The organism is Hyphomicrobium denitrificans 1NES1 (assembly GCF_000230975.2).
Taxonomy (GTDB): domain Bacteria; phylum Pseudomonadota; class Alphaproteobacteria; order Rhizobiales; family Hyphomicrobiaceae; genus Hyphomicrobium_B; species Hyphomicrobium_B denitrificans_A.
Genome location: NC_021172.1, coordinates 940773 through 962357, shown reverse-complemented (window position 1 = coordinate 962357; position 21585 = coordinate 940773). Strand labels below are relative to the sequence as shown.

Genomic DNA, 21585 nt, shown 5'->3' with positions numbered 1-21585 from the left:
TTTCCGGCTCTTTCTAATCAACCCCGCTGACATCCGCCTCTGAGTTGAGGCGTCTTGCGGGGCTCATGTGACGACAATCTCCCTCCGGTCCGAATCTTTTGCCCGCGGTGCGCGCATGCTGCGCACCGCGCTCGGCCCTGCGATCTCCGGCTATCTTGAAGATCCCAGCATCGTCGAAGTGATGCTAAATCCCGACGGTCGCCTGTGGATCGACCGGTTGTCGGGCGGTCTCGAAGATACCGGCTGCCGCGTCACGCCCGCCGACGCCGAGCGCATCGTGCGCCTCGTCGCACATCACGTCGGCGTCGAGGTCCATGCGAACAGTCCACGCGTCTCGGCAGAGCTGCCGGAAAGCGGGGAGCGGTTCGAGGGCCTGGTGCCGCCGGTGGTGGCCGCGCCGTGTTTCGCCATCCGCCGTCCTGCCGTCGCCGTCTTCACGCTCGACGACTATGTCGATTCCGGAATCATGTCCGCGGCTCAGGCCGAGCTGCTGCGCAACGCGGTGCGCGAGCGCAAGAACGTGCTCGTCGCCGGCGGCACCTCCACCGGCAAGACCACGCTGGTCAACGCTCTCCTCGCCGAGGTCGCCAAGACCGGCGACCGCGTGGTGCTGATCGAGGATACGCGCGAGCTGCAATGCGCGGCGCCAAACCTGGTCGCGCTTCGCACAAAGGACGGCGCCGCCTCGCTCTCCGATCTCGTTCGTTCGTCGCTGCGGCTTCGCCCCGATCGCATTCCCATTGGCGAGGTGCGCGGCGCGGAAGCGCTCGACCTGTTGAAGGCATGGGGAACGGGCCATCCCGGCGGTGTCGGGACGCTTCATGCCGGCTCCGCGATCGGCGCGCTGCGCCGCCTCGAGCAGCTCATTCAGGAAGCCGTGATCACGGTCCCGCGCGCGCTGATCGCCGAGACCATCGACCTCATCGCGGTCCTCGCCGGCCGCGGCTCTGCCAGACGGCTCGCCGAGCTCGCGGCGGTGAAGGGCCTTTCGCCCACCGGCGACTATGTCCTCACCCCCGCTGGAGAACCGTGATGCTGCTCAACCGTGCTCGCCGTGCGTTCGCCACGGCTTCGACCTTCGCCTTCGTGGCGCTCGTTACGGCGCCGGCCTACGCCGCGGGCTCCAACATGCCGTGGGAGCAACCACTCACACAGATCCTGGATTCGATCCAGGGTCCGGTCGCCAAGGTCATCTCGGTGATTATCATCATTGTCACCGGTCTGACCCTGGCGTTCGGCGAAACCTCCGGCGGCTTCCGCCGTCTGATCCAGATCGTTTTCGGTCTCTCGATCGCTTTCGCCGCGTCGAGTTTCTTCCTGACTTTCTTCCAGTTCGGCGGCGGAGCGCTGGTCTGATGGAGCAGGATGCGCCCATCGCCGGCTTCTACGCGCCAGTCCACCGCGCACTCACGGAACCGATCTTGCTCGGCGGTGCGCCGCGCGCGGTCGCCATCGTCAACGGCACGCTCGCCGCCGCGATCGGTCTTGGCCTCCGCCTCTGGATGGTCGGCGGCGCGATTTGGCTGCTCGGCCATCTCGCCGCCGTCTGGGCCGCCAAGCGCGATCCCGCCTTCGTCGAGGTTGTGCGGCGGCACCTCCGTTATCCCCAGCATCTGGTCGCATGAGGTTCGCCCGATGATGAACCTCGCCGAGTATCGCCGCCGCTCGCAAAACCTCGCCGATTTCCTGCCATGGGCGGCGCTCGTCGAACGGGGCGTCATCCTCAACAAGGACGGCTCTTTCCAGCGTACTGCGCGGTTTCGCGGCCCCGATCTCGATTCCGCGACGCCTGCCGAACTCGTCGCCATCACGTCGCGGCTCAACAACGCGCTTCGGCGCTTGGGCTCCGGTTGGGCCGTCTTCATCGAGGCGCAGCGCGTTCCCGCCCACCGCTATCCCGTCGGCGAATTCCCTGATCCGGTCTCAGCATTGGTTGACGCCGAGCGGCGCGCGCAGTTCGAGGAGGAAGGCGCGCATTTCGAGAGCCGCTATTTCCTGACGTTGTTGTGGCTGCCGCCAGCGGACGATGCCGCGCGTGCCGAGGCCTGGCTCTACGAAAACCGCGCGCAAGGTGCCGCCGATTGGCGCGCCGCGCTCGAAGGCTTCGTCGATCGCACCGACCGCGTACTCGCGCTGATCGAAGACTTCATGCCCGAAGCCGAGTGGCTCGATGACGGCGAGACACTGACTTACCTCCATTCGTGCATCTCGACGCGTCGCCAGCGCGTGCGCGTCCCCGAGACGCCTATGTATCTCGACGCCATCCTGGTCGACGAGGACCTCACCGGCGGCCTCGAGCCACGCCTGGGGCGAGCCCATCTTCGAACGCTCACGATCATGGGCTTCCCGTCGCAGACCTGGCCGGGGCTGCTCGACGATTTGAACCGGCTTGCCTTTCCGTACCGCTGGGCGACGCGCGCCGTCTGCCTCGACAAGACCGACGCGACGAGGCTGCTCGCGAAGATCCGCCGCCAATGGTTCGCCAAGCGCAAGAGCATCATGGCGATCCTCAAGGAGGTGATGACCAACGAGCAGTCGGTGCTGATGGATTCCGACGCTGCCAACAAGGCGCTCGACGCCGATGCCGCGCTGCAGGAGCTCGGCACCGATCTCGTCGGCGAAGCCTACATCACCGCGACCGTCACGGTCTGGAGCGAGGATTCGCGTCTCGCCGACGAGCGCCTACGCCTGGTCGAGAAGACCATTCAGGGCCGCGATTTCACCTGCATGCGCGAGGGCGTTAACGCCATCGAGGCGTGGCTGGGTTCGCTGCCGGGTCACGTCTACGCCAACGTCCGCCAGCCTCCCGTCTCGACGCTCAATCTCGCGCACATGATGCCATTCTCGGCGGTCTGGGCCGGGCCGGAACGGGATGAGCATTTCCAGGCGCCGCCGCTCTTCTTCGCGCGGACCGAGGGGTCCACGCCGTTTCGCTTCTCTCTCCATGTCGGCGATGTCGGTCACACGCTGATCGTCGGACCGACCGGCGCCGGCAAGAGCGTGCTACTGGCGCTGATGGCGCTCCAGTTCCGGCGCTATGCCGGCGCGCAGGTCTTCGCTTTCGACTTCGGGGGATCGATCCGCGCCGCAGCGCTCGCGATGGGCGGCGATTGGCACGACCTCGGCGGCGCGCTCGCGAACGACGTGAACGAGCCCGTCGCCCTTCAACCGCTGGCGCGCGTCGACGACGCCGGCGAGCGCGCCTGGGCGGCGGAATGGGTCGCGACCTCGCTCGCCCGGGAGGCCGTCACCGTGACGCCCGAGCTCAAGGAGCATCTGTGGTCAGCGCTCACCTCGCTCGCCTCTGCTCCGGTCGCGGAGCGGACCATGACCGGGCTGTCGGTCCTATTGCAGTCCAATGCGCTCAAGCAGGCGCTCCAGCCCTACACACTCTCGGGGCCGTGGGGGCGATTGCTCGATGCGGAGACCGAACGCCTCGGCGAAGCGGACGTCCAAGCCTTCGAGACGGAGGGCTTGATCGGCGCCGGCGCGGCGCCCGCGGTGCTGTCCTATCTGTTTCATCGCGTCGAGGATCGCTTCGACGGGCGGCCGACGCTGCTCATCGTGGACGAAGGCTGGCTCGCGCTCGACGATCCCGGCTTCGCGGCTCAGCTTCGCGAGTGGCTGAAGACGCTGCGGAAGAGGAACGCGTCTGTCATCTTCGCCACGCAATCGCTCGCCGACATCGACAACAGCGCCATCGCACCGGCGATTATCGAGAGCTGCCCGACGCGGATCCTTCTGCCGAATGAGCGCGCGCTCGAGCCGCAGATCGCGGCGATCTATCGTCGCTTTGGCCTCAACGATCGGCAGATCGAGATCCTGAGCCGGGCGACACCGAAGCGCGAATATTACTGCCAGTCGCGGCGCGGCAATCGCCTGTTCGAGCTTGGCCTGTCTGAAGTCGCGCTCGCCTTCACCGCCGCATCATCGAAGACCGATCAGACAACGATCGAAGAGGTTTTCGCCGCTAATGGCCGTGCCGGCTTCGCCGCCGCCTGGCTGCGCCTCAAGGACCTCGAATGGGCGGCCGACATGCTCACCCGGAACGAGGAGGTTTCGTCATGATTGCCCGCGGCCTGCGAGCCCTGCTTCTGGCAGGCGCCGCAGCTCTCTGCATCGACACTGCGACTGTCCCCGCACAGGCGCAATGGATCGTGTTCGATCCGACCAACTTCGGGCAAAACGTGCTGACCGCCGCACGCGAGCTCCAGCAGGTCAACAATGAAATCCAGATGCTGGAGAACCAGGCGACATCGCTGATCAATCAAGCGCGCAACCTGGCGAGCCTGCCGTATTCCTCTCTAGCGCAACTCGAGCAGTCGATTACCCAAACGCAACAGCTTCTCGCGCAGGCGCAGCGCATCGCCTACAGCGTCAGCACGATCGACCAGGCGTTCACGCAGCAATATCCGCTAGCCTATTCGGGCGGAACATCCTCGCAGCAGCTTCTCGCCGACGCGCAATCGCGTTGGGAGAATGCCCGCGCCGGATTCCAGGACACGATGCGTGTGCAGGCCGGCGTCGTGCAGAACCTCGATTCGACGCGCACCCAGATCGATGCGCTGGTGACGACGAGCCAGGGCGCCACCGGCGCGCTCCAAGCAGCGCAGTCCGGCAATCAGCTCGTCGCCATTCAAACCAAACAGCTCGCAGACCTCACGGCGGTCATGGCCTCGATCGCACGCGCTCAAAGCCTCGACGCGGCGCGCACGCTCGAAACCCAGGCTCAGGCGCAAGCGCAGATGCAGAACTTTCTTAATTACGGCGCCGGCTACCAGCCAGGCAACGCACAGATGTTTCACTGATGCGCGGCCGGCTCCTCAATCTGGCTGCCATCGCGCGCGCCATCGGCTTCGCCCTTGTCGCCGCCGCGATCATCGCCGCCACGCTGCATTTTCGCGAGACACCGCCTCGTATGGAGCAACGGAGCGCAGATCCTGCAGCGCCGTCGGATCCGCTCTCGGAAGAACTAAAGCGCTGCCAGGTCCTCGCAGCGCAGGCGAAGGATGATGCGGCCTGCGAGGCAGCTTGGGCCGAAAACCGTCGGCGCTTCTTTACCTATCAACCGGCGCCCAATGCCGTGGCCGCACCCGATGCGCCGCCAAAATCCTCGGTCAGGTAAGCGTCATGGGCGGCACGGGCGTCATCGACAATTTCCTGGGGACGTTCACCCGATACATCGATTCCGGCTTCGGCTTGGTTCAGGGCGATGTGCGCTGGCTCGCCGGTGTGCTCATCGCCATCGACATCACGCTTGCTGGTCTGTTCTGGGCCATGGCGCCCGACGAGGACGTGCTCGCGCGACTGATCAAGAAGACGCTCTATATCGGCGTCTTCGCCTTCATCATCGGCAACTACAACAACCTCGCGCAGATCATCTACAACAGCTTCGCCGGCCTCGGCATCGAGGCCGGCGGCGGCACGCTGAGCGCCGCGCAGCTTCTTCAGCCGGGCAAGATCGCCGAGGTCGGCATCGACGCCGGCAAGCCGATCCTCACCGCCATCTCCGGCATGATGGGCTTCACGAGCGTCTTCGCGAACCTCGTGCAGATCATCATCTTGCTCGCCGCCTGGCTGATCGTCGTCATCAGCTTCTTCGTCATGGCGATCCAGCTCTTCGTCAGCTTGATCGAGTTCAAGCTGACGACGCTTGCCGGATTTGTCCTGGTCCCGTTCGGACTCTTCGGCCGCACGGCCTTTCTCGCCGAGCGCGTTCTCGGCAACGTCGTCTCTTCCGGCATCAAGATCCTGGTGCTCGCAGTCATCATCGGGATCGGTTCGACGATCTTCAATCAGTTCACCAGCGGCTTCAACAACCCGCCGACGATTTCCGATGCGCTGACTCTCATCCTCGCGGCGCTTTCGTTGCTCGGTCTCACAATCTTCGGCCCCGGCATCGCCAACGGTTTGATCGCCGGTGGACCGCAGCTCGGCGCTGGCGCCGCCGTCGGAACCGGTCTCGCGGCCGCCGGGATCGGCGCGGCTGGCATTGCTGCCACAGCCGGTGGCCTTGCCGCCGCGGGCGGGGCAATCGCCGGCACAGCGCGTGCGGGCGCGTCCGTCGCGGGCGGGGCGACGGCCGCCTTTCGCGCGGGCGGCGCCACCGGGGTCGCGCAGGCAGCCGGATCTGCGGCCATCAGCCCGCTCCGCCGTGCGGCAGCCAGCCTGAAAGAGAGCTTCGCATCCGGCGAACGCGCAGTGCTGCGCGGAAGCGCGCCGGCGAGCGCAGGCGGCGCGGGATCCTCCGCCTCTTCGGACAGCCCGCCGGCTTGGGCCCAGCGCATGAAACGCAGCCAGACCATCAACCGCGGCGTGACCGCCGCCGACCACGCCATCCGCGCCGGCGACCGGCCGAGTGGCGGCAGCCAGGTCGATCTCTCCGAAGGGGAATGATCCATGTTCCGACGATCGACCGTCCGTTACGGGAAGACGCCTGAGCCGGAAACGCCGTACCAAAGAGCCGGCCAGGTCTGGGATGAGCGCATCGGGTCCGCGCGCGTCCAGGCCAGGAACTGGCGTCTGGCATTCTTCGGCGCGCTCGCGCTGAGCGGCGGCCTGGCGGGCGGTCTCGTCTGGCAGTCCGCGCGTGGGACGATCACGCCCTGGGTCGTTCAGGTCGACAAGCTCGGCCAGGCACAAGCGGTCGCGCCGGCGGTCGCCGACTATCAGCCGACCGACCCGCAGATCGCCTGGCATCTCGCCCGCTTCATCGAAGAGGTGCGCAGCATTCCAGCCGACCCCGTGGTGCTGCGGCAGGACTGGCTCGATGCGTACAATTACGTCACCGACAAGGGCGCGCTCGCACTGAACGATTACGCACGCACCAACGATCCCTTCTCGAAGATCGGGAAGATGCAAGTGTCGGTCGAGGTGGCGAGCGTGATCCGCGCCTCCGACAACAGCTTCCGCGTCGAGTGGGTGGAGCGCCGCTATGTCGACGACGCGCTCGCCGCCACCGAACGCTGGAGCGCCATCCTCACCATCGTGGTGCAGACGCCGACCGACGCCGATCGGCTCAAGAAAAATCCGCTCGGCGTCTACGTCCATGCCCTCAACTGGTCAAAGGAGCTCGGCTGATGCGCATTGCCTCGCTTGCAACCTTGTTGCTCGCCTCTGTTTCGCTTGGGGCCTGCGCTACCGCCTACAAACCGCCCGAGATCAGCTACGACGACACGCCGAAGCCGGCCGTGCTTCAGCCCGACCCGCCAAAACCCGTACAGATCGTAGAGCTGCCAAAGCCGCTTCCCTTGCCGGGCCAGCTGAAGCCCCTTCCGTCTGGACGGTCGGCCCCGCCGGAAGCCGCCGATCCGCACGTGCGCGTTGACCGCGCGAATGGCGCCGCGCGCGTTCAGCCAGCGCGAGCCGGCTATCTCAACGCCATCCAGGTCTATCCCTTTTCGGATGGGGCGCTCTATCAAGTCTATGCCGCGCCTGGCGAAATCACGGATATCGCGCTCGAGCCGGGCGAGCAGCTCGTCGGCTCTGGCCCGGTCGCGGCAGGCGATACCGTGCGGTGGATCATCGGCGACACCGAGAGCGGCGTCGGGCCGGCGAAACGCGTCCACATTCTGGTGAAGCCCACGCGTCCTGATCTCGTCACCAATCTCGTCATCAACACAGATCGGCGCACCTATCACCTCGAACTGCATTCCGACGCGAAGACCTACATGGCGTCGGTCTCCTGGGCCTACGCCCAGGACCAGCTCATCGCGCTGCGCCAGCAGAATGCCGCGGCCGACGCTGCGTCTCCGATCGCCACTGGCGTCGATATCAACGCCCTGAACTTCCGCTATCGCATCGAGGGCGACAATCCCGCTTGGCGGCCGCTGCGCGCCTTCGACGATGGCCGGCAGGTGTTCATCGAATTCCCGAGCGGCATCAGCCAGGGCGAGTTGCCGCCGCTTTGGGTCATCGGCGCCGAAGGCGACGGCCAGCTCGTCAACTACCGCGTCAAAGGCAACCATATGATCGTCGATCGGCTGTTCGCCGCGGCCGAGCTCAAGCTCGGTGGCGAGCACCAGCAAGTCGTGCGCATCGTCCGCACCGACGGGAGGCCGCGGTGACGGATGCTCCCCGCGAAGACGGTGGATCGAATGAAGACAGTCGCCCGCCCGAGGAGATGCGGCTGCGATCGAGCCGTCCGCCCGTCACACGCCTATCGCGCAAAGTGCTACTGGGCTTGGGCGCGGCGGCAGCGATCGGTATTGGCGGCGCTCTGTTTTTCGCCCTGAAGCCGCAGCATCAGACCGGAGGCTCCGAACTCTACAACACCAACAATCGCAACACGCCCGACGGCCTCGCGAACCTTCCCCGAGACTATACCGGGCTCCCCAAGCCGGTGCCCCAGCTCGGGCCGCCGCTGCCAGGCGATCTCGGCCGGCCGATGGCCAATGCGGGGGTTGCGGCGCCGGGAATGCCGACAGGAACCGATCCCGAGCAGCAGCGCATTGCGCAGGAGCAGGAGGCAGCACGGGTCAGCCATCTCTTCGCGCCGACCAATGTCAAAACCACAGCAGCCGCGCCGACACCAGCCGCCGCTCAGTCGCCCGCCGGGCGAAACGGCGGATCGGCCGATCTCACTTCGCAGGATCACAAGCTCGCCTTTCTCAATGGCGCGGTGGACCGACGCACCACAAGCCCAGACCGCGTTCAGGCGCCGGCGAGCAAATACATTCTGCAGGCGGGTGCGGTGATCCCCGCCGCATTGATCACCGGCTTGCGCTCCGACTTGCCCGGTCAGGTGACCGCACAAGTGACGGAAGACGTCTATGACAGTCCGACGGGAAAGATCCTCCTGATCCCCCAGGGCGCGCGCCTCGTCGGCCAGTACGATGCGCAGATCGCCTTTGGGCAAACACGTGCGCTCCTCGTCTGGAATCGCCTAATCATGCCGAACGGCCGCTCGATCGTTCTGGAGCGTCAGCCGGGCGCCGACACGCAAGGCTATGCCGGCCTCGAGGACGAGGTCGACAACCATTGGGGCACGCTGTTCAAGGCCGCGATTCTCTCCACGCTGCTCAGCGTCGGATCGGAGGCCGGCATGAGCGGCAACAACAACGGCTCGCTCGCCGAGGCCATTCAGCAAGGCGTGTCGCAAAGCGTCAATCAGACCGGCCAGCAGGTGGTCAGCCGGTCGCTCAACGTTCAGCCGACCATCACTATCCGGCCGGGTTTCCCGGTGCGCGTGATGGTCACGCACGACCTCGTTCTCGAACCCTACCGTGCATGAGGCAATGATCATGGCAAAGCTGAAGCTCGGCACGATTCCGGACGACAAGCCAGTGAAGCTGACCGTCGAACTGCCCGCTGCCATTCACCGTGATCTGGTCGCTTACGGAAATGCGCTTGGCCGCGAAACCGGCCAGGGCGCCGTCGAGCCCGCGAAGCTGATCGGCCCCATGCTGGCGCGCTTCATGGCGACGGATCGCGCCTTCGCGAAACTGCGGCGCGTGGGGTCGGCGGCACCGCGGCCGCAGCCAGCAAGTCCGGGCTCAGAAAAGACGACGTGACCGCGCTTCGTCGCGCATGAAAGCCACGAACCGGCCGACGGCAGGGTCTTCGGCTTCGGGGCTCCAAACGAGTTCGACCTGGACCCAAGCATTGTCCTCGCTGATTGGCCGGTATGCCACTCCGGGGAACGCAACCTCCGACTGGCTCCTAGTCGCGAGCGTGATCCCGAATCCGGCGGCAACCAGCGCAAAGATGCATTGCTTACTGGCAGCGTGGGTGTGGAAGTTTGCGCCGCATCCCATGAGGGATGCATAGAACTCGCGGGCCGATTGACTGTTCTCCCAACCTTGCACGAGCAACATCTCCTTGCGGAGGCAGACCCAATCGAGCGCTTCTCGCTCGATCAGCGGGTGTCGGCACGGCAGCGCGGCGAGCACGCGTTCGCGGTAGAGGGGGGCCGATGCGGCATCAGGCCAAAGCGTATGGCGCGTCATTAACGCCACATCGATCCGCCGCTCCCGAATCGCGCTCTGGATCTCCCATTCGCTCAATTCCAAGATCGTGAGCACGACATCTGGGTGCCGGTCTCGCCACCGAGCCAGCAGATCGCGCAAGGGCTCGCCGATGGGCGGCATGCGCACTGCCAGGCGCACTTCGCCGACAACACCATTGCCGTTCTGCTCGCCAGCACGCCTGATCGCATCGAGTTCCGCCAATGCGCGCCGGATATGCGGCAACACCGCCTTGCCGCCGGTCGTAAGGCGAACACCCGCGTGCTGGCGTTCGAATACGGCGAGGCCAAGCTCGTCCTCGAACCGTCCGACCCGACGGCTGATCGTCGAGGTGTTGATTCCGAGTGACTTGGCGGCCCGTGTAAAGTTGCCGGCGGTCGCCGACGCATCGAGATACATAAGATCGCGGATCTCCATGTTCGGCACGCCATGCAAACGTTATTGAGCGCTCGCCCTGACAAGATCGGCAGCCGAACCGACGAGCCGGTGGTCTCTCCACCGGAGACCGCAAGGCATTAGCGGTGACCGCCGCCCCCTTATTTCGACTGCCGACCGCAACCTCACGCCGCCACGGTGGTCGCGCTCGGACCGGTGTGATGGACATCGTCGTCTGGCATACGGATCACCGTGCCGGAAAGACCGCCGGCATCGCGAACACGTGCGAGCCGCTCGCGCGATACTTCAAGATAGCCCGCGACAGCCAACGTCTTGCCGATCGCCCGGGGCGAACCGAGCCGTCGCAATGGCCAGTTCGCGCGGCACAGGATGCGCTCCATCCGTGCGTCAGTTACAGTGACGATGTCTGAGAGCCCGCGCATCAGACCGAATTCGATCATTCCGGCGAATAGCTCAAAGGTCGCTCGCGCGATGCTGCGGCCGGTCTTCTCGTCCCGCGAGCTGAGATCGACTCCGAACCGGCTGCTTTCCCAGATGGCATCTGACGCCGGCGCCGATTCGCCGTCCAGGAGCACTGGAAACGTATCCCGGAGCATGGTTGGGCCGATTGTCGGCAAGAGCCGGACGCACCCTTGAATCCGGCCGTCGTCATCCTTTTGCACGAGATATGCAGGCTGGCAGGCGTCGAATTCGTCCATTTCCAAGTCGCCGCTGACCTGAACGTCCCAGCCGAGCCGTTCCTTGAAGATCCGGTAACGAAGCCGATGCATTTCCGCGAGGGCGTCGATGAACTCGCCGTAGCGCGCGGGATTGATGAGTTGGAGCATGGTCGCCTCCAGGCAGGATTGTTCCTGCGCGATTAGAAGGCGATGATGCGGGGTTTCTCATCCTGTGTAGTTGCACAGGGTCGGAAGGGGGAACCCTATTCGGTTGTCGATTTAGCAGCTGCCAATTTCGCGACGGCCTGACAGATAGTGCGGACGCCGAACTTCGCTTTCGCGTTGTCCAGATGAAATGCCGCCGTGCGACGCGAGATATTCAGCAGGCGGCCGATCTCCCAAGCAGACTTCCCCCGCGCCGCCCATTCGAGACATTCGAGTTCGCGCGGCGACAGCACGATACCATCGATGACGCGATTGCCAGACAACCGCCGCCGCGCGTGCGCATGAAAATACATTGCCATGAGCTGGAGCACATGTCGGTGCTGTTCGATGCAATGTCGGAACTTCGGGCGGCGTTGGTCGGCCGCAAAAGTAACCGCCGCAATGGTGCCGCGCGCATCATGAATGGGCACGGTAAATCCGCAGCGGATCCCAAACTGAGCCGCCTCGTCGAGCAGCGAACACTGCAATTTCGACAAGCGCTTCGCAGGAAACTCCTGTCCCCACTCGAATGGCTCCGGTGTGGCTAGCGCGTCCACGATAACCGGATCTATCCGCTCGTAACGCTCTCGAAGGTAGCGATCGGTCCACTTAACTGGATAAGTCGAGATCAGCGTCGGCGCATCCCCCACGCTCAAGGGCATGGAGAGATAGGCAAAGCAGCTCAAATCGAGAGCCGCGCCCGCGTCGGCGAGGACCGCGCGGAGGCTCTCAGCATTATCGCTGGCTACCAGACCATCGACAAAGGACTGGAAAACACGCTGCATGCGGAATCTCCGCGTCACCCCCAGTTTGTTGAAGTCCGCTGGACCGATCCCCCCGGCGAAATTTGATCCGACCAACGAGATGGGATCTCGGCGCCACTGACCGAGATTCAGTCCATCCAAAGCGTCCCCTTCGGAACTGCCATTGGCCGAGCACCACGTTGGGTTGCACAAAAAATATGCAGTTTAGGGCCCTCGGACTGAAACATCCGATACTCTCTACAGACCCCTATCGTGTGGTCCTCCTTTGATGACACACGCAACGGCGAAGCGGCACCCGCGCCAGGGCGCTCGGCAAATGACCCCGAGGCGTTGTTTCAAGAGGAGATTCGCCGCAAGCAACCGGAAGGTTTCGCTGCGCCAGTTGACCATTGGGGTGAAACTGCACCGTCGAGCGTCTGGCCCCGCCGCACGTGTCGGGAGGGAGCCGGACAACGCCGAAAGCCTCATTTTGGGGCGGCTTGATGAAACCTCTCGGCACCGATCGGCGAATTTCAAATGAGTACACGACAATTGAGCTCCCGAGGATGGATCAAGCCTTCTCTGCCCCACAAAGCTGGCGATCGCCCCCGGTAACCCGCGCCCCGAATTCGGCCGAGGGACCCTCGGCGACGGCTCCGGAACATATGCACCCGGCTATCTCCTTTGCGAAATTCAGCCATCCGGAGGTAACGGCGACGGGCGAACGTCGTGCGAGCGTCTCCTTAAAGGCCCTTGAGACGCTCTGGTTCAACACCGGGACGCTTTGCAATCTGACCTGCGAGAACTGCTACATCGAGTCGAGTCCGAGGAACGACCGCCTCGTCTACCTCTCGCGCTCAGAGGTGGACTGCTTTTTAGCGGAGGCAGCCAAGCTCGACCCGCCGCCTAATGAGATCGGCTTTACCGGTGGCGAGCCGTTCATGAACCCGGGCATCCTGGGCATGCTGGAGGACAGCCTCGCCGCGGGCTTCGCCGTCTTGGTGCTGACCAACGCGATGAAGCCCATGCAGCGGCTGAAGGCACCACTGCTCGACCTCAATCGGCGATTTCCGAGCAAGCTCGCGCTGCGTGTTTCGTTAGACCATTACGAGCCGTCGGGACATGAGCGGCTGCGGGGGCCGCAGAGCTGGCCGCGCACGATCGACGGACTGCTTTGGCTGGCGCGGAGCGGCTTCACTGTATCCGTCGCCGGCCGAACCGTCTGGCAGGAAACAGACGCCCAGATACGTGCCGGCTACGCAGCCCTATTCGACAGACTGGGCGTGGGCATCGACGCGGCCGATCCGGGACGCCTCGTGCTATTTCCTGAAATGAGAGCCGACGACGACGTCCCGGAGATTACCGAGCGCTGTTGGGGCATCCTGGGCAAGAACCCGGATTCGGTGATGTGCGCCAGTTCACGGATGGTCGTGAAGCGAAAAGGCGCGGATAAGCCGGCGGTCCTCTCCTGCACGCTGCTTCCCTACGACAATGCCTTTGAGCTGGGCGCGAGCCTGGCTGAGGCGGCGCGGCCGGTGAAGCTCAATCATCGCTACTGCGCGCGTTTCTGCGTGCTCGGTGGCGCATCGTGCAGCGGATGAGATCGGCACACAGACGGTACAGTCACTAAGGAAGCCTGACGTTCATGACCCAACATCAAAGTTCTCTTGAATCGATTCAGCGGTATTACGGAGAAATCCTCAAATCGTCGGACGATCTTCAAACCTCCGCGTGCTGCATAGGCACCTCGCCGGCCCCCTACATTGCCGAGGCCCTCGCCAAGGTGCAAGACGAGGTTAAGGCGCGTTTTTATGGCTGTGGTTCGCCGATCCCGCCGGCGTTGAACGGTGCGCATGTCCTCGATCTCGGATGTGGCGCGGGGCGCGACTGCTATGTCTTGTCCCAGCTTGTCGGCCCGAACGGCAGCGTCATTGGGGTCGACATGACAAAAGAACAGCTTGCTGTCGCCCGAAAGCATCGCGACCATCACGCCCGAAAATTTGGCTTCGCCAATATCGAGTTTCGGGAAGGATATATCGAAGATCTGCGCACCGCGCGGATTGCGGACGACAGCGTCGACGTCGTCGTTTCCAACTGCGTCCTCAATCTTTCGCCGGACAAACAGAGCGCCTTCCGGGAAATCCTTCGCGTGCTCCGCCAAGGCGGCGAGCTCTATGTCTCGGACGTATTCGCAGACCGTCGCGTTCCTCCAAATTTGGCCGCCGATCCGGTTTTGCGCGGAGAATGTCTGGGCGGTGCGCTCTATTGGGAGGACTTCCGGCGCCTGATGGCAGCCGCTGGGTGCCGCGACGTTCGCGTGATCGAGCGGCGGCGAGTCGCCATCAACAACTCCGACATTGAGGCCAGGACAGCCCTCATCGAATTTTACTCGGTGACCGTCCGAGCGTTCAAACTCGACCTTGAGGACCGGTGCGAGGATTACGGCCAGGCGGCGATCTATAAGGGAACGATCCCGGAAGCCCCAAACGCATTCGAGCTCGACGATCATCATCGCTTCGTTGCGCACAAGGCTGTTCCCGTCTGCGGTAACACGGCCGATATGCTGTCGCTCAGCCGCTACGCACCTCATTTCGAGACCATCGGCGATAAATCCGTTCATTTCGGATTGTTCGAATGCGGCCCGCCCGCTGCCCAAGTGGCGGGAAACGCGGCTACTCCGATCAAATGCTGCTGAGAGGACGGACATCGTGCTCTCCGCTGCGCTGCTTTTGGTTGTCAGCCTGACGCTTGCCTGGGCCAACGGCTCCAACGACGTGTCGAAGGGGGTCGCGGCTTTGGCCGGCAGCGGCATCGCCACGCCGCGTGCGGCCTGGCTTCTCGGCGTCTTGGCAACTCTCGCCGGCGGACTCGGCGCGATCTCGTGGGGCGGCGCGCTCGGCGCCTTGTTCGGCGGCGGCGTCCTGAAGAGCGCGGAGGGATTGCCGCTCGGCGCCGCACTTGCGGCCTTGGCCGGAGCGGCCGGCTTCGTTGCCCTTTCGACCTGGCAGCGCTGGCCGGTTTCCACAACGCACGCGCTGATCGGTGGGATAATCGGCGCCGCCGCCGCGCAGTTTGGAATCCGCGATGTCGCCTACCGAGTCGTAGCAGCGAAATTCCTGATCCCTCTGCTCGCAAGCCCCGCCCTCGCCATCGGCCTCTGCTGGACGCTGCTGCTGTTGAACCGCCTCGTCGAGAGTCGTTTGCCGCAATGGACGCCGGGCTGCTGCGCGCCCGAGGATCATAGGAAAGATCCGTTTATCTGCGCGGCTCCCGACCGGCGTCCTTCGCCCGCAGCGCGCCGGGTCTGGCTGGCCCTGCACTGGCTGAGCGGTGGAGCAGTGAGCTTCGCCCGCGGCCTCAACGACGTGCCGAAGATGGCAGCTTTGATGATTCCCGCCCTCGCGGCATGGCCGGCCGCCGAAACGACGGCCAGTGGACCGGCCTTGGCGATTGCATTGACGTCGTTTGCCATGACGGGCGGCGCCTTGATGGCCGGACGCCGCCTACTGCCTGTTCTGGCCCAGGAGGTGTCGACGATGACGCCGACGACGGGTCTGTTCGCCAATCTAGGCACCGCTTTCCTGGTCTTGGGCGCAACGCCGTTGGGATTACCGGTTTCGACCACACATGTTGCGGCCGGGTCGATTATTGGCGTCAGGGTTGCTGACAAAGCGCCCCCGCGCGCTCGGGATGCTCTGCGGACGATCCTGCTGGCTTGGCTGGTGACGCTCCCAGCGGCGGCCGCCTTTTCAGCCATCCTCGTTGTGCTGGGGGCGTGATGCCGCGTTCCAGCCATGAAATATTTGCTGGGCGTCGTGCCCCCACGCAACGAAACTGGGTGCGCGTCGCTCTGCTCCCCGCGCTGATCATTCTCGGTCTCGCCGCGTTCCTCGGATTGCATCTCGACCGCTATCTCACGTTTGAGGCGCTTGCGGCCAATCGATCATGGCTCCTATTGCAGGTGGAGCTGAATCCCGCGCTCATAGCCTTGGCCTTCGCGGCGGTCTACATCGCGGCGGCGACCCTTTCCCTTCCCGGCTCCTCGATCCTGACGATGAGCGCGGGCTTCCTTTTCGGATTGTACGTCGGCACAGCCATAGCTGTCGTCTCCGCGACGGTCGGCGCGACGCTCCTTTTCTTTATCGCCCGCACGAGCTTCGGCGAGTTTCTGCGAGGCCGCGCGCTTGGTGCTCTGCAAAGCCTCAAGGATGGCTTTCAGAAAAGCGCCTTCAATTATCTTCTCTTTTTGCGGCTCGTCCCGCTTTTTCCTTTTTGGCTGATCAATCTTGCGGCGGCCTTTCTTGACGTGCCCCCTCGCACCTTCGTCGCCGGCACGTTCTTGGGGATCATTCCGGGTGCTGCTGTCTACGCCAGCGTGGGGAGTGGCCTCGGGCAGATCCTGAATCAGGGGCGGAAGCCCGATCTCGACATCCTGTTCACGCCAAACATTCTGATACCGATTCTGGCTCTCGCCGCGCTTTCGCTGGTCCCAGTCGGGTATCGCTGGTTTCGGCGCGGCAAGCCGAGTTGACGCATGTCCAAGCTGCTGAGATGCGACGTTTGCGTCGTCGGTGCCGGCTCGGCAGGGCTCTCCGTCGCGGCCGGTGCCGCGATGCTCGGCGCCCACACAGTTCTGTTCGAACGCGGCGAGATGGGCGGCGATTGTCTCAATTACGGATGCGTCCCCTCCAAAGCGCTGCTCGCGGCGTCCCATGCGGCCCGTAACGTCCGGGCAGCCGCCCGCTTCGGCCTTGGCGCTCCCGATGTCCGGATCGATTTCCCGGCGGTCATGGCGCATGTGCGCGACGTGATCGCGCGGATCGCGCCGCATGACTCTGTCGAACGTTTCGAAGGTCTGGGCGTGCGCGTCATCAAGGCTGCCGCGCGTTTCGCGGGCCCGAAGGAAGTCGAAGGCGGGGGCGTCCGCGTCCGCGCGAAGCGGATCATCATCGCAACAGGGTCTGCCGCCGTGGTCCCGCAAATCCGGGGCATTGATCTGGTTCCGTTTCTTACCAATGAATCGATCTTTTCTCTCAGCGCCCGTCCCGACCATCTCCTGATCATCGGCGGCGGCCCGATCGGCGTCGAGATGGCGCAAGCGTTCCGCCGCCTCGGCAGCTCGGTCACGATCTTCCAGCGAAGTCGATTGCTGCCGAAAGATGAGCCTGAATTTGTCGACCTCTTGCGCGCGGAGCTCGCGGCTGAGGGGATCGCACTCCAGGAGGGAGTCGAGATCGCGAACGTCGTCTCTAGCGGAGACGAAATCTCCGTTGCACTGCACGGGCAGCCGCAGCCAATTACCGGCTCGCACCTATTACTGGCCGCCGGCCGGCGACCGCGTCTGGAGGAACTCGACCTTCAAAAAGGCGGAGTCCGGCGCACCGAAAAAGGCGTTGCCGTGGACGCAAGGTTGCGGACATCGAACAGACGCGTCTATGCGCTGGGCGACGTAATCGGTGGGCCCCTGTTCACACACGCGGCGAGCTATCAGGCCGGAATCGTCATCCGTAACGCCCTATTCCGTCTGCCCGCCAAGGCTGACTATCGCGCACTCCCGTGGGTTACCTACACGGATCCTGAGCTGGCGCATGTTGGGCTCTCCGAAGCTCAGGCGCGCGAGCTGCTGGGCGATCGCGTGCGCGTGACGCGAGCCGATTTTGCGGACAACGACCGCGCTCAGGCCGAGCGGGAAATCGCCGGTGGGATCAAGATCATTACCGACAACAAAGGAGCCATACTCGGCGCAACGGTTTTGGGAAGCCACGCCGGCGAGCTCATCCAGCTTTGGGCGCTCGCCATTACGCGGAAGCTGAAACTGAACGCGCTAACGAGTCTGATCATGCCCTATCCCACCCGCGCCGAAATCTCGAAGACCGTGGCGAGTGCCTTTTATGCGCCGAAGCTCTTCAGCCTCTGGCCGAAGCGGCTGGTTCGCCTGCTGCTGTGGCTGAGCTGACTCATGATCGGCAACGATACGCCCCACGCGGACTTGGCCAAAGTGTCGGTGATTATACCGACCCTCAATGCGGCATTCGACTTGGGCGGTGCTATCGCCGCTTGCAGCGGAGTTCAGGAGATCCTTGTCGTCGATGGCGGCTCGCGCGATGGCACGGCCGATGTCGCGCGCGCAATGGGCGCGCGGCTCGTCCACACCGATGCGGGCCGCGGTATTCAGATGCACGCGGGCGCAATGCGAAGCGAAGGCGAATGGTTGCTGTTTCTGCACGCGGATACGGTTCTCACCGGAAATTGGCAAAAGGAGGTGGAGAGGTTCATCGCAGACTCGGCGAACCTATCGCGAGCCGCGATCTTCCGTTTCGGGCTGGACGATCCGAGCGCGGAAGCGCAGCGGCTCGAGCGTCGGGTAGCGTGGCGCACGCGGTGCTTGGGCCTGCCCTATGGCGATCAGGGATTATTGATACACCGCGACTTCTACCGCTCCCTTGGCGGGTTCCGCGCCTGGCCACTGATGGAGGATGTCGATCTCGTGCGCCGTATCGGACGGCGCCGCCTGACGATCCTCGATTCTGTTGCCCGCACCTCAGCCGAGCGCTGGCACCGCGACGGCTGGCGGCGTCGGAGCTTACGGAATCTAACGTGCCTGACGCTTTATCTGCTGGGCATGCCGCCCAGCCTGATCGCAAGACTCTACGGCTGATCATGCGCTGCGCACGACATCTTATCATCTTCGCGCGGCGGCCGCGTCTAGGGTCCGGCAAGCGTCGATTGGCGCGGGACATTGGCGCCATCGAAGCTCTTCGGTTCCAGCGCGTGATGCTGGTGAGGCTGCTGCGCCGCCTGGGCGGCGATCCCAGGTGGACGACCTGGCTCGGCATTACACCCGATCGATCCGGCCCTTGGCCGCGTGGCATCGCGACGCTCCCGCAGGGCGGCGGCGATCTCGGCCAGCGCATGGCTCGGGTCGCGCGGCACATGCCGCCCGGGCCGGTCGTGATCATCGGGAGTGACATCCCGGACATTGCCGCATCCGACATCGCCGCGGCATTCCGCGCCTTGGGATCGAAGAGCGCAGTCTTCGGCCCGGCCAGGGACGGCGGCTATTGGCTGGTGGGCTTACGTCGGCGCCCGCGCTTCATCGATCCTTTCGCGAACGTGCGATGGTCCAGCGAGCACGCGCTTGCCGATACGCTCGCTAATCTCGCCGGTAAGGAGGTTGCAATGCTGAGAACGCTCTCCGACATCGACGACGGCGAAGCCTGGCGCGTCAACGGACGGCGGGAAGCCTCATATGCCTGCAGTCACGTCTAAGCCGATCGGCCAGTATCCCTGGTTCATTCGCCTGTTCTTCTGGAAGCAGCGGCGCACGTATGGGCGCGTGCTCGATCCGGGTCTGCTCTGGGGCCGCTCGCCATGGGTCTTCGCCAGCGTCGCTCTGCTCTACGGCGCCTTCGATCGCCGGTCCTCGCCCATCGCGCCGGCACTGCGCTCGCTCGTCACTGTTCGCGTCTCGCAGATCAACCATTGTGCCTTCTGCGTCGACATCAATTCGGCGACGCTGGCGAAGCGCGGCGTTTCCATGGAGAAGATTGACGCGCTGCCGCAGTGGCAAGGCAGCGTTCTGTTCGACAGCGAGGAGCGTCTCGCGCTCGAATATGCGGAAGCAATGACGCTCAACCGCGTCGACGACGATTTACGCGCGAGACTGAAGGCGCATTGGAGCGACGACGCACTCGTCGAACTGACGGGGCTGATCGCCTTTCAGAACTTATCTTCGAAGTTCAATGCTGCATTGGACGTGCCCGCCCAGGGATTCTGCCGCGTACCTCGGCCGCCTTCGGAAACACGCGCCAGCATCGACGACTGTTAATACAGGAGTTGCAGCGCAATCAGGTTGTCTCGACGCGAACGCCTTTCCAAAACGCCACTCGGCCTGCGATGTTATGGGCTGCCGGTTTTGGGTCCGGGTAATACCAGGCCGCATCGGGATTCTTCTGGCCGTCAACCTCGATCGAGTAGTAGCTCGCGAGACCCTTCCACGGACACACGCTATGCGTCTCGCTGGACCGGAAGAATTCTTTGTGGAGCGCTTCAGCCGGGAAGTAATGGTTGCCCTCGACAATCTCCGTCCGGTCCGATTCCGCGATCACTTTTCCGTTCCAACTGGCTTTGATCATGAAAATCTCTCCTAAGCCGTGAATGCGTGAGCACAATCACTGCTTCAGCACCCGCCCCGCGATGGCGTCGAGCTTGGCGAGCATATCGGGGGAGCGTGCACCGGGAGCTGTGATGAGAGCGTGATCCAGCGCGCGATCGCAACCCGCCGGACAAGGGATCGGTCTTGTATCCCTCAGCCGAGGCGCCAGCATACGCACAAGCAGCTTCGCCTTTTCCGCATTCTCCTCAAGGATCCGGACAACATCGGAGACTTGAACGTGAGCATGGTCCGGATGCCAACAATCGAAGTCTGTCACCATAGCGACCGTCAAAAAGCAGATCTCCGCTTCGCGCGCGAGCTTGGCTTCGGGCATGTTCGTCATACCGATCACTTCGCAACCCAAGCTCCGATAGATGCGTGACTCCGCGAAGCTGGAGAATTGCGGCCCCTCCATCGCGAGATATGTGCCACCTAGCGTCACGGGGATTTCGGCCGTACGGGCGCATTCGTAGGCGGCCTGCGCGAGCCTGCCGCATGTTGAATGCGCCATCGACACATGACCGACCAGCCCTTCTCCGAAGAAGCTTTTTTCCCGCGTAATCGTGCGATCGACGAACTGGTCGACGACCACGAACCGGCCCGGCGGCAGATCCTCGCGGAGAGACCCGCAGGCCGAAACCGAAAGAAGGTCTGTCACGCCCACGCGTTTCAAAGCATCGATGTTGGCGCGGTAGTTGATCGAACTCGGCGTGTGTCGATGGCCGCGACCGTGCCGGGGGACGAAGACGACCTCTAAGCCGTCCAGCTCACCGAACAGGAATTCGTCGGAGGTTTCTCCGAAGGGCGAGGAAACCCGCCGCCACGCAGCATTCTTGAGACCGGCTATGTCATAGACGCCGCTGCCACCCAAAACGCCCAAAATCGTCATGCTGTCCTCACTCGCAGGATCGGCGACGGAGTCGTCAGCTCTCATTGATGAAGTAGTCGAGAAATGCCCGTGCTTTCTGCGAGTCCCATTCGGCAGCACCCGTGATGTAGCCGACGACATCGCCGTGCTTGTCGATGATGTAGGTGATCGGCAGGCCCCAGAGCGGCAGTGCGCCAACGGTCACGTGATCGGTACTGAGGGACCCCAAGCGTTGGCTGGGGTCGAGTCCGATGGAAAGATGCGTGAGGCCGTGCTCGCGCAGGAACGGCATAACCGTTGCTGCCCCATCTCGGTCGATCGCAATGGCCACGATGCGGATACGAGATGCGTCGGCCGTCGCTGCGAGCCGGTCGAGCGAAGGCATTTCGTAAACGCACGGTAGGCACCAGCTTGCCCAGAAATTGAGGAGAACCACTCGGCCGCGCAACTGGGTGAGATCAACCGGCGCGCCGCCGATTCCCTGGACTTTCGTCGACGGTGCCGGATCGATAGGGCGCAACAAGATGAACTGGCTGCTCCTGCTCCGAAAAACAGGCGGCTCTAGGTCGCCGCCCCTCGCATTGGCAATAGTTGC

General features: G+C 64.0%; 25 protein-coding genes. 19 read left to right on the top strand and 6 right to left on the bottom strand.

What is annotated here, in order from left to right:
* Window positions 1-115 precede the first annotated feature (115 nt).
* From trbB to HYPDE_RS04540, 11 genes are read left to right on the top strand one after another with little or no spacing between them, the layout of a single operon-like run.
* Complete coding sequence (gene trbB / locus HYPDE_RS04590; protein ID WP_041319994.1) at window positions 116-1033, top strand: P-type conjugative transfer ATPase TrbB; 918 nt, start codon at window positions 116-118, stop codon at window positions 1031-1033.
* Entirely contained in the window at window positions 1033-1356 is a 324-nt protein-coding gene (locus HYPDE_RS04585; protein ID WP_015597206.1) for a TrbC/VirB2 family protein, read from the top strand. Before trbB ends, HYPDE_RS04585 begins: the two co-directional genes overlap by 1 nt.
* The gene (locus HYPDE_RS04580) at window positions 1356-1625 is read left to right on the top strand and encodes a VirB3 family type IV secretion system protein (RefSeq protein WP_015597205.1); all 270 of its coding nucleotides are present in this window, start codon (window positions 1356-1358) and stop codon (window positions 1623-1625) included. The genes HYPDE_RS04585 and HYPDE_RS04580 overlap by 1 nt, the downstream gene beginning before the upstream one ends.
* A gap of 10 nt (window positions 1626-1635) precedes the next feature.
* The gene (gene trbE, locus HYPDE_RS04575; RefSeq protein WP_015597204.1) at window positions 1636-4068 is read left to right on the top strand and encodes a conjugal transfer protein TrbE; all 2433 of its coding nucleotides are present in this window, start codon (window positions 1636-1638) and stop codon (window positions 4066-4068) included.
* The gene (trbJ, locus tag HYPDE_RS04570; RefSeq protein ID WP_015597203.1) at window positions 4065-4808 is read left to right on the top strand and encodes a P-type conjugative transfer protein TrbJ; all 744 of its coding nucleotides are present in this window, start codon (window positions 4065-4067) and stop codon (window positions 4806-4808) included. The genes trbE and trbJ overlap by 4 nt, the downstream gene beginning before the upstream one ends.
* Entirely contained in the window at window positions 4808-5125 is a 318-nt protein-coding gene (trbK-alt, locus tag HYPDE_RS04565; protein WP_015597202.1) for a putative entry exclusion protein TrbK-alt, read from the top strand. Before trbJ ends, trbK-alt begins: the two co-directional genes overlap by 1 nt.
* Before the next feature lie 5 nt (window positions 5126-5130).
* Window positions 5131-6396 (top strand): P-type conjugative transfer protein TrbL, encoded by a 1266-nt coding sequence (gene trbL / locus HYPDE_RS04560; RefSeq protein ID WP_015597201.1) that lies wholly within the window; start codon window positions 5131-5133, stop codon window positions 6394-6396.
* 3 nt (window positions 6397-6399) lie between these two features.
* The gene (gene trbF, locus HYPDE_RS04555; protein WP_015597200.1) at window positions 6400-7080 is read left to right on the top strand and encodes a conjugal transfer protein TrbF; all 681 of its coding nucleotides are present in this window, start codon (window positions 6400-6402) and stop codon (window positions 7078-7080) included.
* Window positions 7080-8066: a P-type conjugative transfer protein TrbG gene (gene trbG / locus HYPDE_RS04550; RefSeq protein ID WP_015597199.1), complete on the top strand. Its 987-nt coding sequence runs from the start codon at window positions 7080-7082 to the stop codon at window positions 8064-8066. The genes trbF and trbG overlap by 1 nt, the downstream gene beginning before the upstream one ends.
* On the top strand, window positions 8063-9232 hold the full coding sequence (locus HYPDE_RS04545; RefSeq protein ID WP_015597198.1) for a TrbI/VirB10 family protein: 1170 nt from the start codon (window positions 8063-8065) through the stop codon (window positions 9230-9232). The genes trbG and HYPDE_RS04545 overlap by 4 nt, the downstream gene beginning before the upstream one ends.
* A 10-nt stretch (window positions 9233-9242) precedes the next feature.
* Window positions 9243-9512 carry a DUF2274 domain-containing protein gene (locus HYPDE_RS04540; RefSeq protein WP_041320864.1) on the top strand — a complete coding sequence of 90 codons (270 nt, stop codon included), beginning with the start codon at window positions 9243-9245 and terminating at the stop codon, window positions 9510-9512.
* Here the strand turns inward: HYPDE_RS04540 and HYPDE_RS04535 are convergent.
* The 3 genes from HYPDE_RS04535 to HYPDE_RS04525 form a co-directional block, all read right to left on the bottom strand.
* On the bottom strand, window positions 9495-10382 hold the full coding sequence (locus HYPDE_RS04535) for a LysR family transcriptional regulator (RefSeq protein ID WP_041319991.1): 888 nt from the start codon (window positions 10380-10382) through the stop codon (window positions 9495-9497). The two genes, HYPDE_RS04540 and HYPDE_RS04535, sit on opposite strands and share 18 nt — an antisense overlap.
* A 143-nt stretch (window positions 10383-10525) precedes the next feature.
* Complete coding sequence (locus tag HYPDE_RS04530) at window positions 10526-11188, bottom strand: acyl-homoserine-lactone synthase (protein WP_015597195.1); 663 nt, start codon at window positions 11186-11188, stop codon at window positions 10526-10528.
* A gap of 95 nt (window positions 11189-11283) precedes the next feature.
* Window positions 11284-12009, bottom strand: a complete 726-nt coding sequence (locus HYPDE_RS04525) for a helix-turn-helix transcriptional regulator (protein WP_041320861.1) — start codon at window positions 12007-12009, stop codon at window positions 11284-11286.
* Window positions 12010-12533: 524 nt separating this feature from the next.
* On the opposite strand from HYPDE_RS04525, the gene HYPDE_RS04515 reads away from it, so the two are divergent.
* Genes HYPDE_RS04515 through HYPDE_RS04480 form a run of 8 tightly spaced genes read left to right on the top strand, consistent with a single transcriptional unit; the run spans window position 12534 to window position 19795 of the window.
* Window positions 12534-13568 carry a radical SAM protein gene (locus HYPDE_RS04515; RefSeq protein WP_144061199.1) on the top strand — a complete coding sequence of 345 codons (1035 nt, stop codon included), beginning with the start codon at window positions 12534-12536 and terminating at the stop codon, window positions 13566-13568.
* A gap of 44 nt (window positions 13569-13612) precedes the next feature.
* Window positions 13613-14662, top strand: coding sequence for a methyltransferase domain-containing protein (locus tag HYPDE_RS04510; protein ID WP_015597191.1), 1050 nt, complete (start codon window positions 13613-13615; stop codon window positions 14660-14662).
* 13 nt (window positions 14663-14675) lie between these two features.
* The gene (locus tag HYPDE_RS04505; RefSeq protein ID WP_015597190.1) at window positions 14676-15746 is read left to right on the top strand and encodes an inorganic phosphate transporter; all 1071 of its coding nucleotides are present in this window, start codon (window positions 14676-14678) and stop codon (window positions 15744-15746) included.
* Window positions 15747-15805: 59 nt separating this feature from the next.
* Window positions 15806-16498, top strand: a complete 693-nt coding sequence (locus tag HYPDE_RS04500; protein ID WP_041319987.1) for a TVP38/TMEM64 family protein — start codon at window positions 15806-15808, stop codon at window positions 16496-16498.
* 3 nt (window positions 16499-16501) lie between these two features.
* On the top strand, window positions 16502-17923 hold the full coding sequence (locus tag HYPDE_RS04495) for a dihydrolipoyl dehydrogenase family protein (protein ID WP_015597188.1): 1422 nt from the start codon (window positions 16502-16504) through the stop codon (window positions 17921-17923).
* A 3-nt stretch (window positions 17924-17926) separates the two neighbouring features.
* On the top strand, window positions 17927-18625 hold the full coding sequence (locus HYPDE_RS04490; protein WP_015597187.1) for a TIGR04283 family arsenosugar biosynthesis glycosyltransferase: 699 nt from the start codon (window positions 17927-17929) through the stop codon (window positions 18623-18625).
* A 2-nt stretch (window positions 18626-18627) separates the two neighbouring features.
* Window positions 18628-19236 carry a TIGR04282 family arsenosugar biosynthesis glycosyltransferase gene (locus tag HYPDE_RS04485; RefSeq protein WP_015597186.1) on the top strand — a complete coding sequence of 203 codons (609 nt, stop codon included), beginning with the start codon at window positions 18628-18630 and terminating at the stop codon, window positions 19234-19236.
* Window positions 19217-19795, top strand: a complete 579-nt coding sequence (locus tag HYPDE_RS04480) for a carboxymuconolactone decarboxylase family protein (protein ID WP_015597185.1) — start codon at window positions 19217-19219, stop codon at window positions 19793-19795. The genes HYPDE_RS04485 and HYPDE_RS04480 overlap by 20 nt, the downstream gene beginning before the upstream one ends.
* Window positions 19796-19814: 19 nt before the next feature.
* Here HYPDE_RS04480 and HYPDE_RS04475 read toward each other — a convergent pair whose 3' ends face one another.
* Genes HYPDE_RS04475 through HYPDE_RS04465 form a run of 3 tightly spaced genes read right to left on the bottom strand, consistent with a single transcriptional unit; the run spans window position 19815 to window position 21513 of the window.
* Window positions 19815-20102, bottom strand: coding sequence for a DUF427 domain-containing protein (locus tag HYPDE_RS04475; protein ID WP_015597184.1), 288 nt, complete (start codon window positions 20100-20102; stop codon window positions 19815-19817).
* 36 nt (window positions 20103-20138) lie between these two features.
* A complete protein-coding gene (locus HYPDE_RS04470; protein ID WP_144061198.1) occupies window positions 20139-21011 on the bottom strand; it encodes an S-methyl-5'-thioadenosine phosphorylase in 873 nt (290 codons plus the stop codon).
* 34 nt (window positions 21012-21045) lie between these two features.
* On the bottom strand, window positions 21046-21513 hold the full coding sequence (locus HYPDE_RS04465) for a TlpA disulfide reductase family protein (RefSeq protein WP_201764379.1): 468 nt from the start codon (window positions 21511-21513) through the stop codon (window positions 21046-21048).
* Between the last annotated feature and the right edge of the window lie 72 nt (window positions 21514-21585).

Excerpts from the sequence above, each read along its gene's own strand:
- HYPDE_RS04515 (WP_144061199.1), top strand. The coding sequence starts at position 12,534 with ATGGATCAAGCCTTCTCTGCCCCACAAAGCTGGCGATCGCCCCCGGTA.
- HYPDE_RS04485 (WP_015597186.1), top strand. The coding sequence starts at position 18,628 with ATGCGCTGCGCACGACATCTTATCATCTTCGCGCGGCGGCCGCGTCTA.
- HYPDE_RS04585 (WP_015597206.1), top strand. The coding sequence starts at position 1,033 with ATGCTGCTCAACCGTGCTCGCCGTGCGTTCGCCACGGCTTCGACCTTC.
- trbK-alt (WP_015597202.1), top strand. The coding sequence starts at position 4,808 with ATGCGCGGCCGGCTCCTCAATCTGGCTGCCATCGCGCGCGCCATCGGC.
- HYPDE_RS04490 (WP_015597187.1), top strand. The coding sequence starts at position 17,927 with ATGATCGGCAACGATACGCCCCACGCGGACTTGGCCAAAGTGTCGGTG.
- trbB (WP_041319994.1), top strand. The coding sequence starts at position 116 with ATGCTGCGCACCGCGCTCGGCCCTGCGATCTCCGGCTATCTTGAAGAT.
- HYPDE_RS04480 (WP_015597185.1), top strand. The coding sequence starts at position 19,217 with ATGCCTGCAGTCACGTCTAAGCCGATCGGCCAGTATCCCTGGTTCATT.
- HYPDE_RS04495 (WP_015597188.1), top strand. The coding sequence starts at position 16,502 with ATGTCCAAGCTGCTGAGATGCGACGTTTGCGTCGTCGGTGCCGGCTCG.
- HYPDE_RS04535 (WP_041319991.1), bottom strand. The coding sequence starts at position 10,382 with ATGGAGATCCGCGATCTTATGTATCTCGATGCGTCGGCGACCGCCGGC.
- HYPDE_RS04470 (WP_144061198.1), bottom strand. The coding sequence starts at position 21,011 with ATGACGATTTTGGGCGTTTTGGGTGGCAGCGGCGTCTATGACATAGCC.
- HYPDE_RS04510 (WP_015597191.1), top strand. The coding sequence starts at position 13,613 with ATGACCCAACATCAAAGTTCTCTTGAATCGATTCAGCGGTATTACGGA.
- HYPDE_RS04540 (WP_041320864.1), top strand. The coding sequence starts at position 9,243 with ATGGCAAAGCTGAAGCTCGGCACGATTCCGGACGACAAGCCAGTGAAG.
- HYPDE_RS04475 (WP_015597184.1), bottom strand. The coding sequence starts at position 20,102 with ATGATCAAAGCCAGTTGGAACGGAAAAGTGATCGCGGAATCGGACCGG.
- trbG (WP_015597199.1), top strand. The coding sequence starts at position 7,080 with ATGCGCATTGCCTCGCTTGCAACCTTGTTGCTCGCCTCTGTTTCGCTT.
- HYPDE_RS04580 (WP_015597205.1), top strand. The coding sequence starts at position 1,356 with ATGGAGCAGGATGCGCCCATCGCCGGCTTCTACGCGCCAGTCCACCGC.
- trbL (WP_015597201.1), top strand. The coding sequence starts at position 5,131 with ATGGGCGGCACGGGCGTCATCGACAATTTCCTGGGGACGTTCACCCGA.
- HYPDE_RS04525 (WP_041320861.1), bottom strand. The coding sequence starts at position 12,009 with ATGCAGCGTGTTTTCCAGTCCTTTGTCGATGGTCTGGTAGCCAGCGAT.
- trbJ (WP_015597203.1), top strand. The coding sequence starts at position 4,065 with ATGATTGCCCGCGGCCTGCGAGCCCTGCTTCTGGCAGGCGCCGCAGCT.
- trbF (WP_015597200.1), top strand. The coding sequence starts at position 6,400 with ATGTTCCGACGATCGACCGTCCGTTACGGGAAGACGCCTGAGCCGGAA.
- HYPDE_RS04530 (WP_015597195.1), bottom strand. The coding sequence starts at position 11,188 with ATGCTCCAACTCATCAATCCCGCGCGCTACGGCGAGTTCATCGACGCC.
- trbE (WP_015597204.1), top strand. The coding sequence starts at position 1,636 with ATGATGAACCTCGCCGAGTATCGCCGCCGCTCGCAAAACCTCGCCGAT.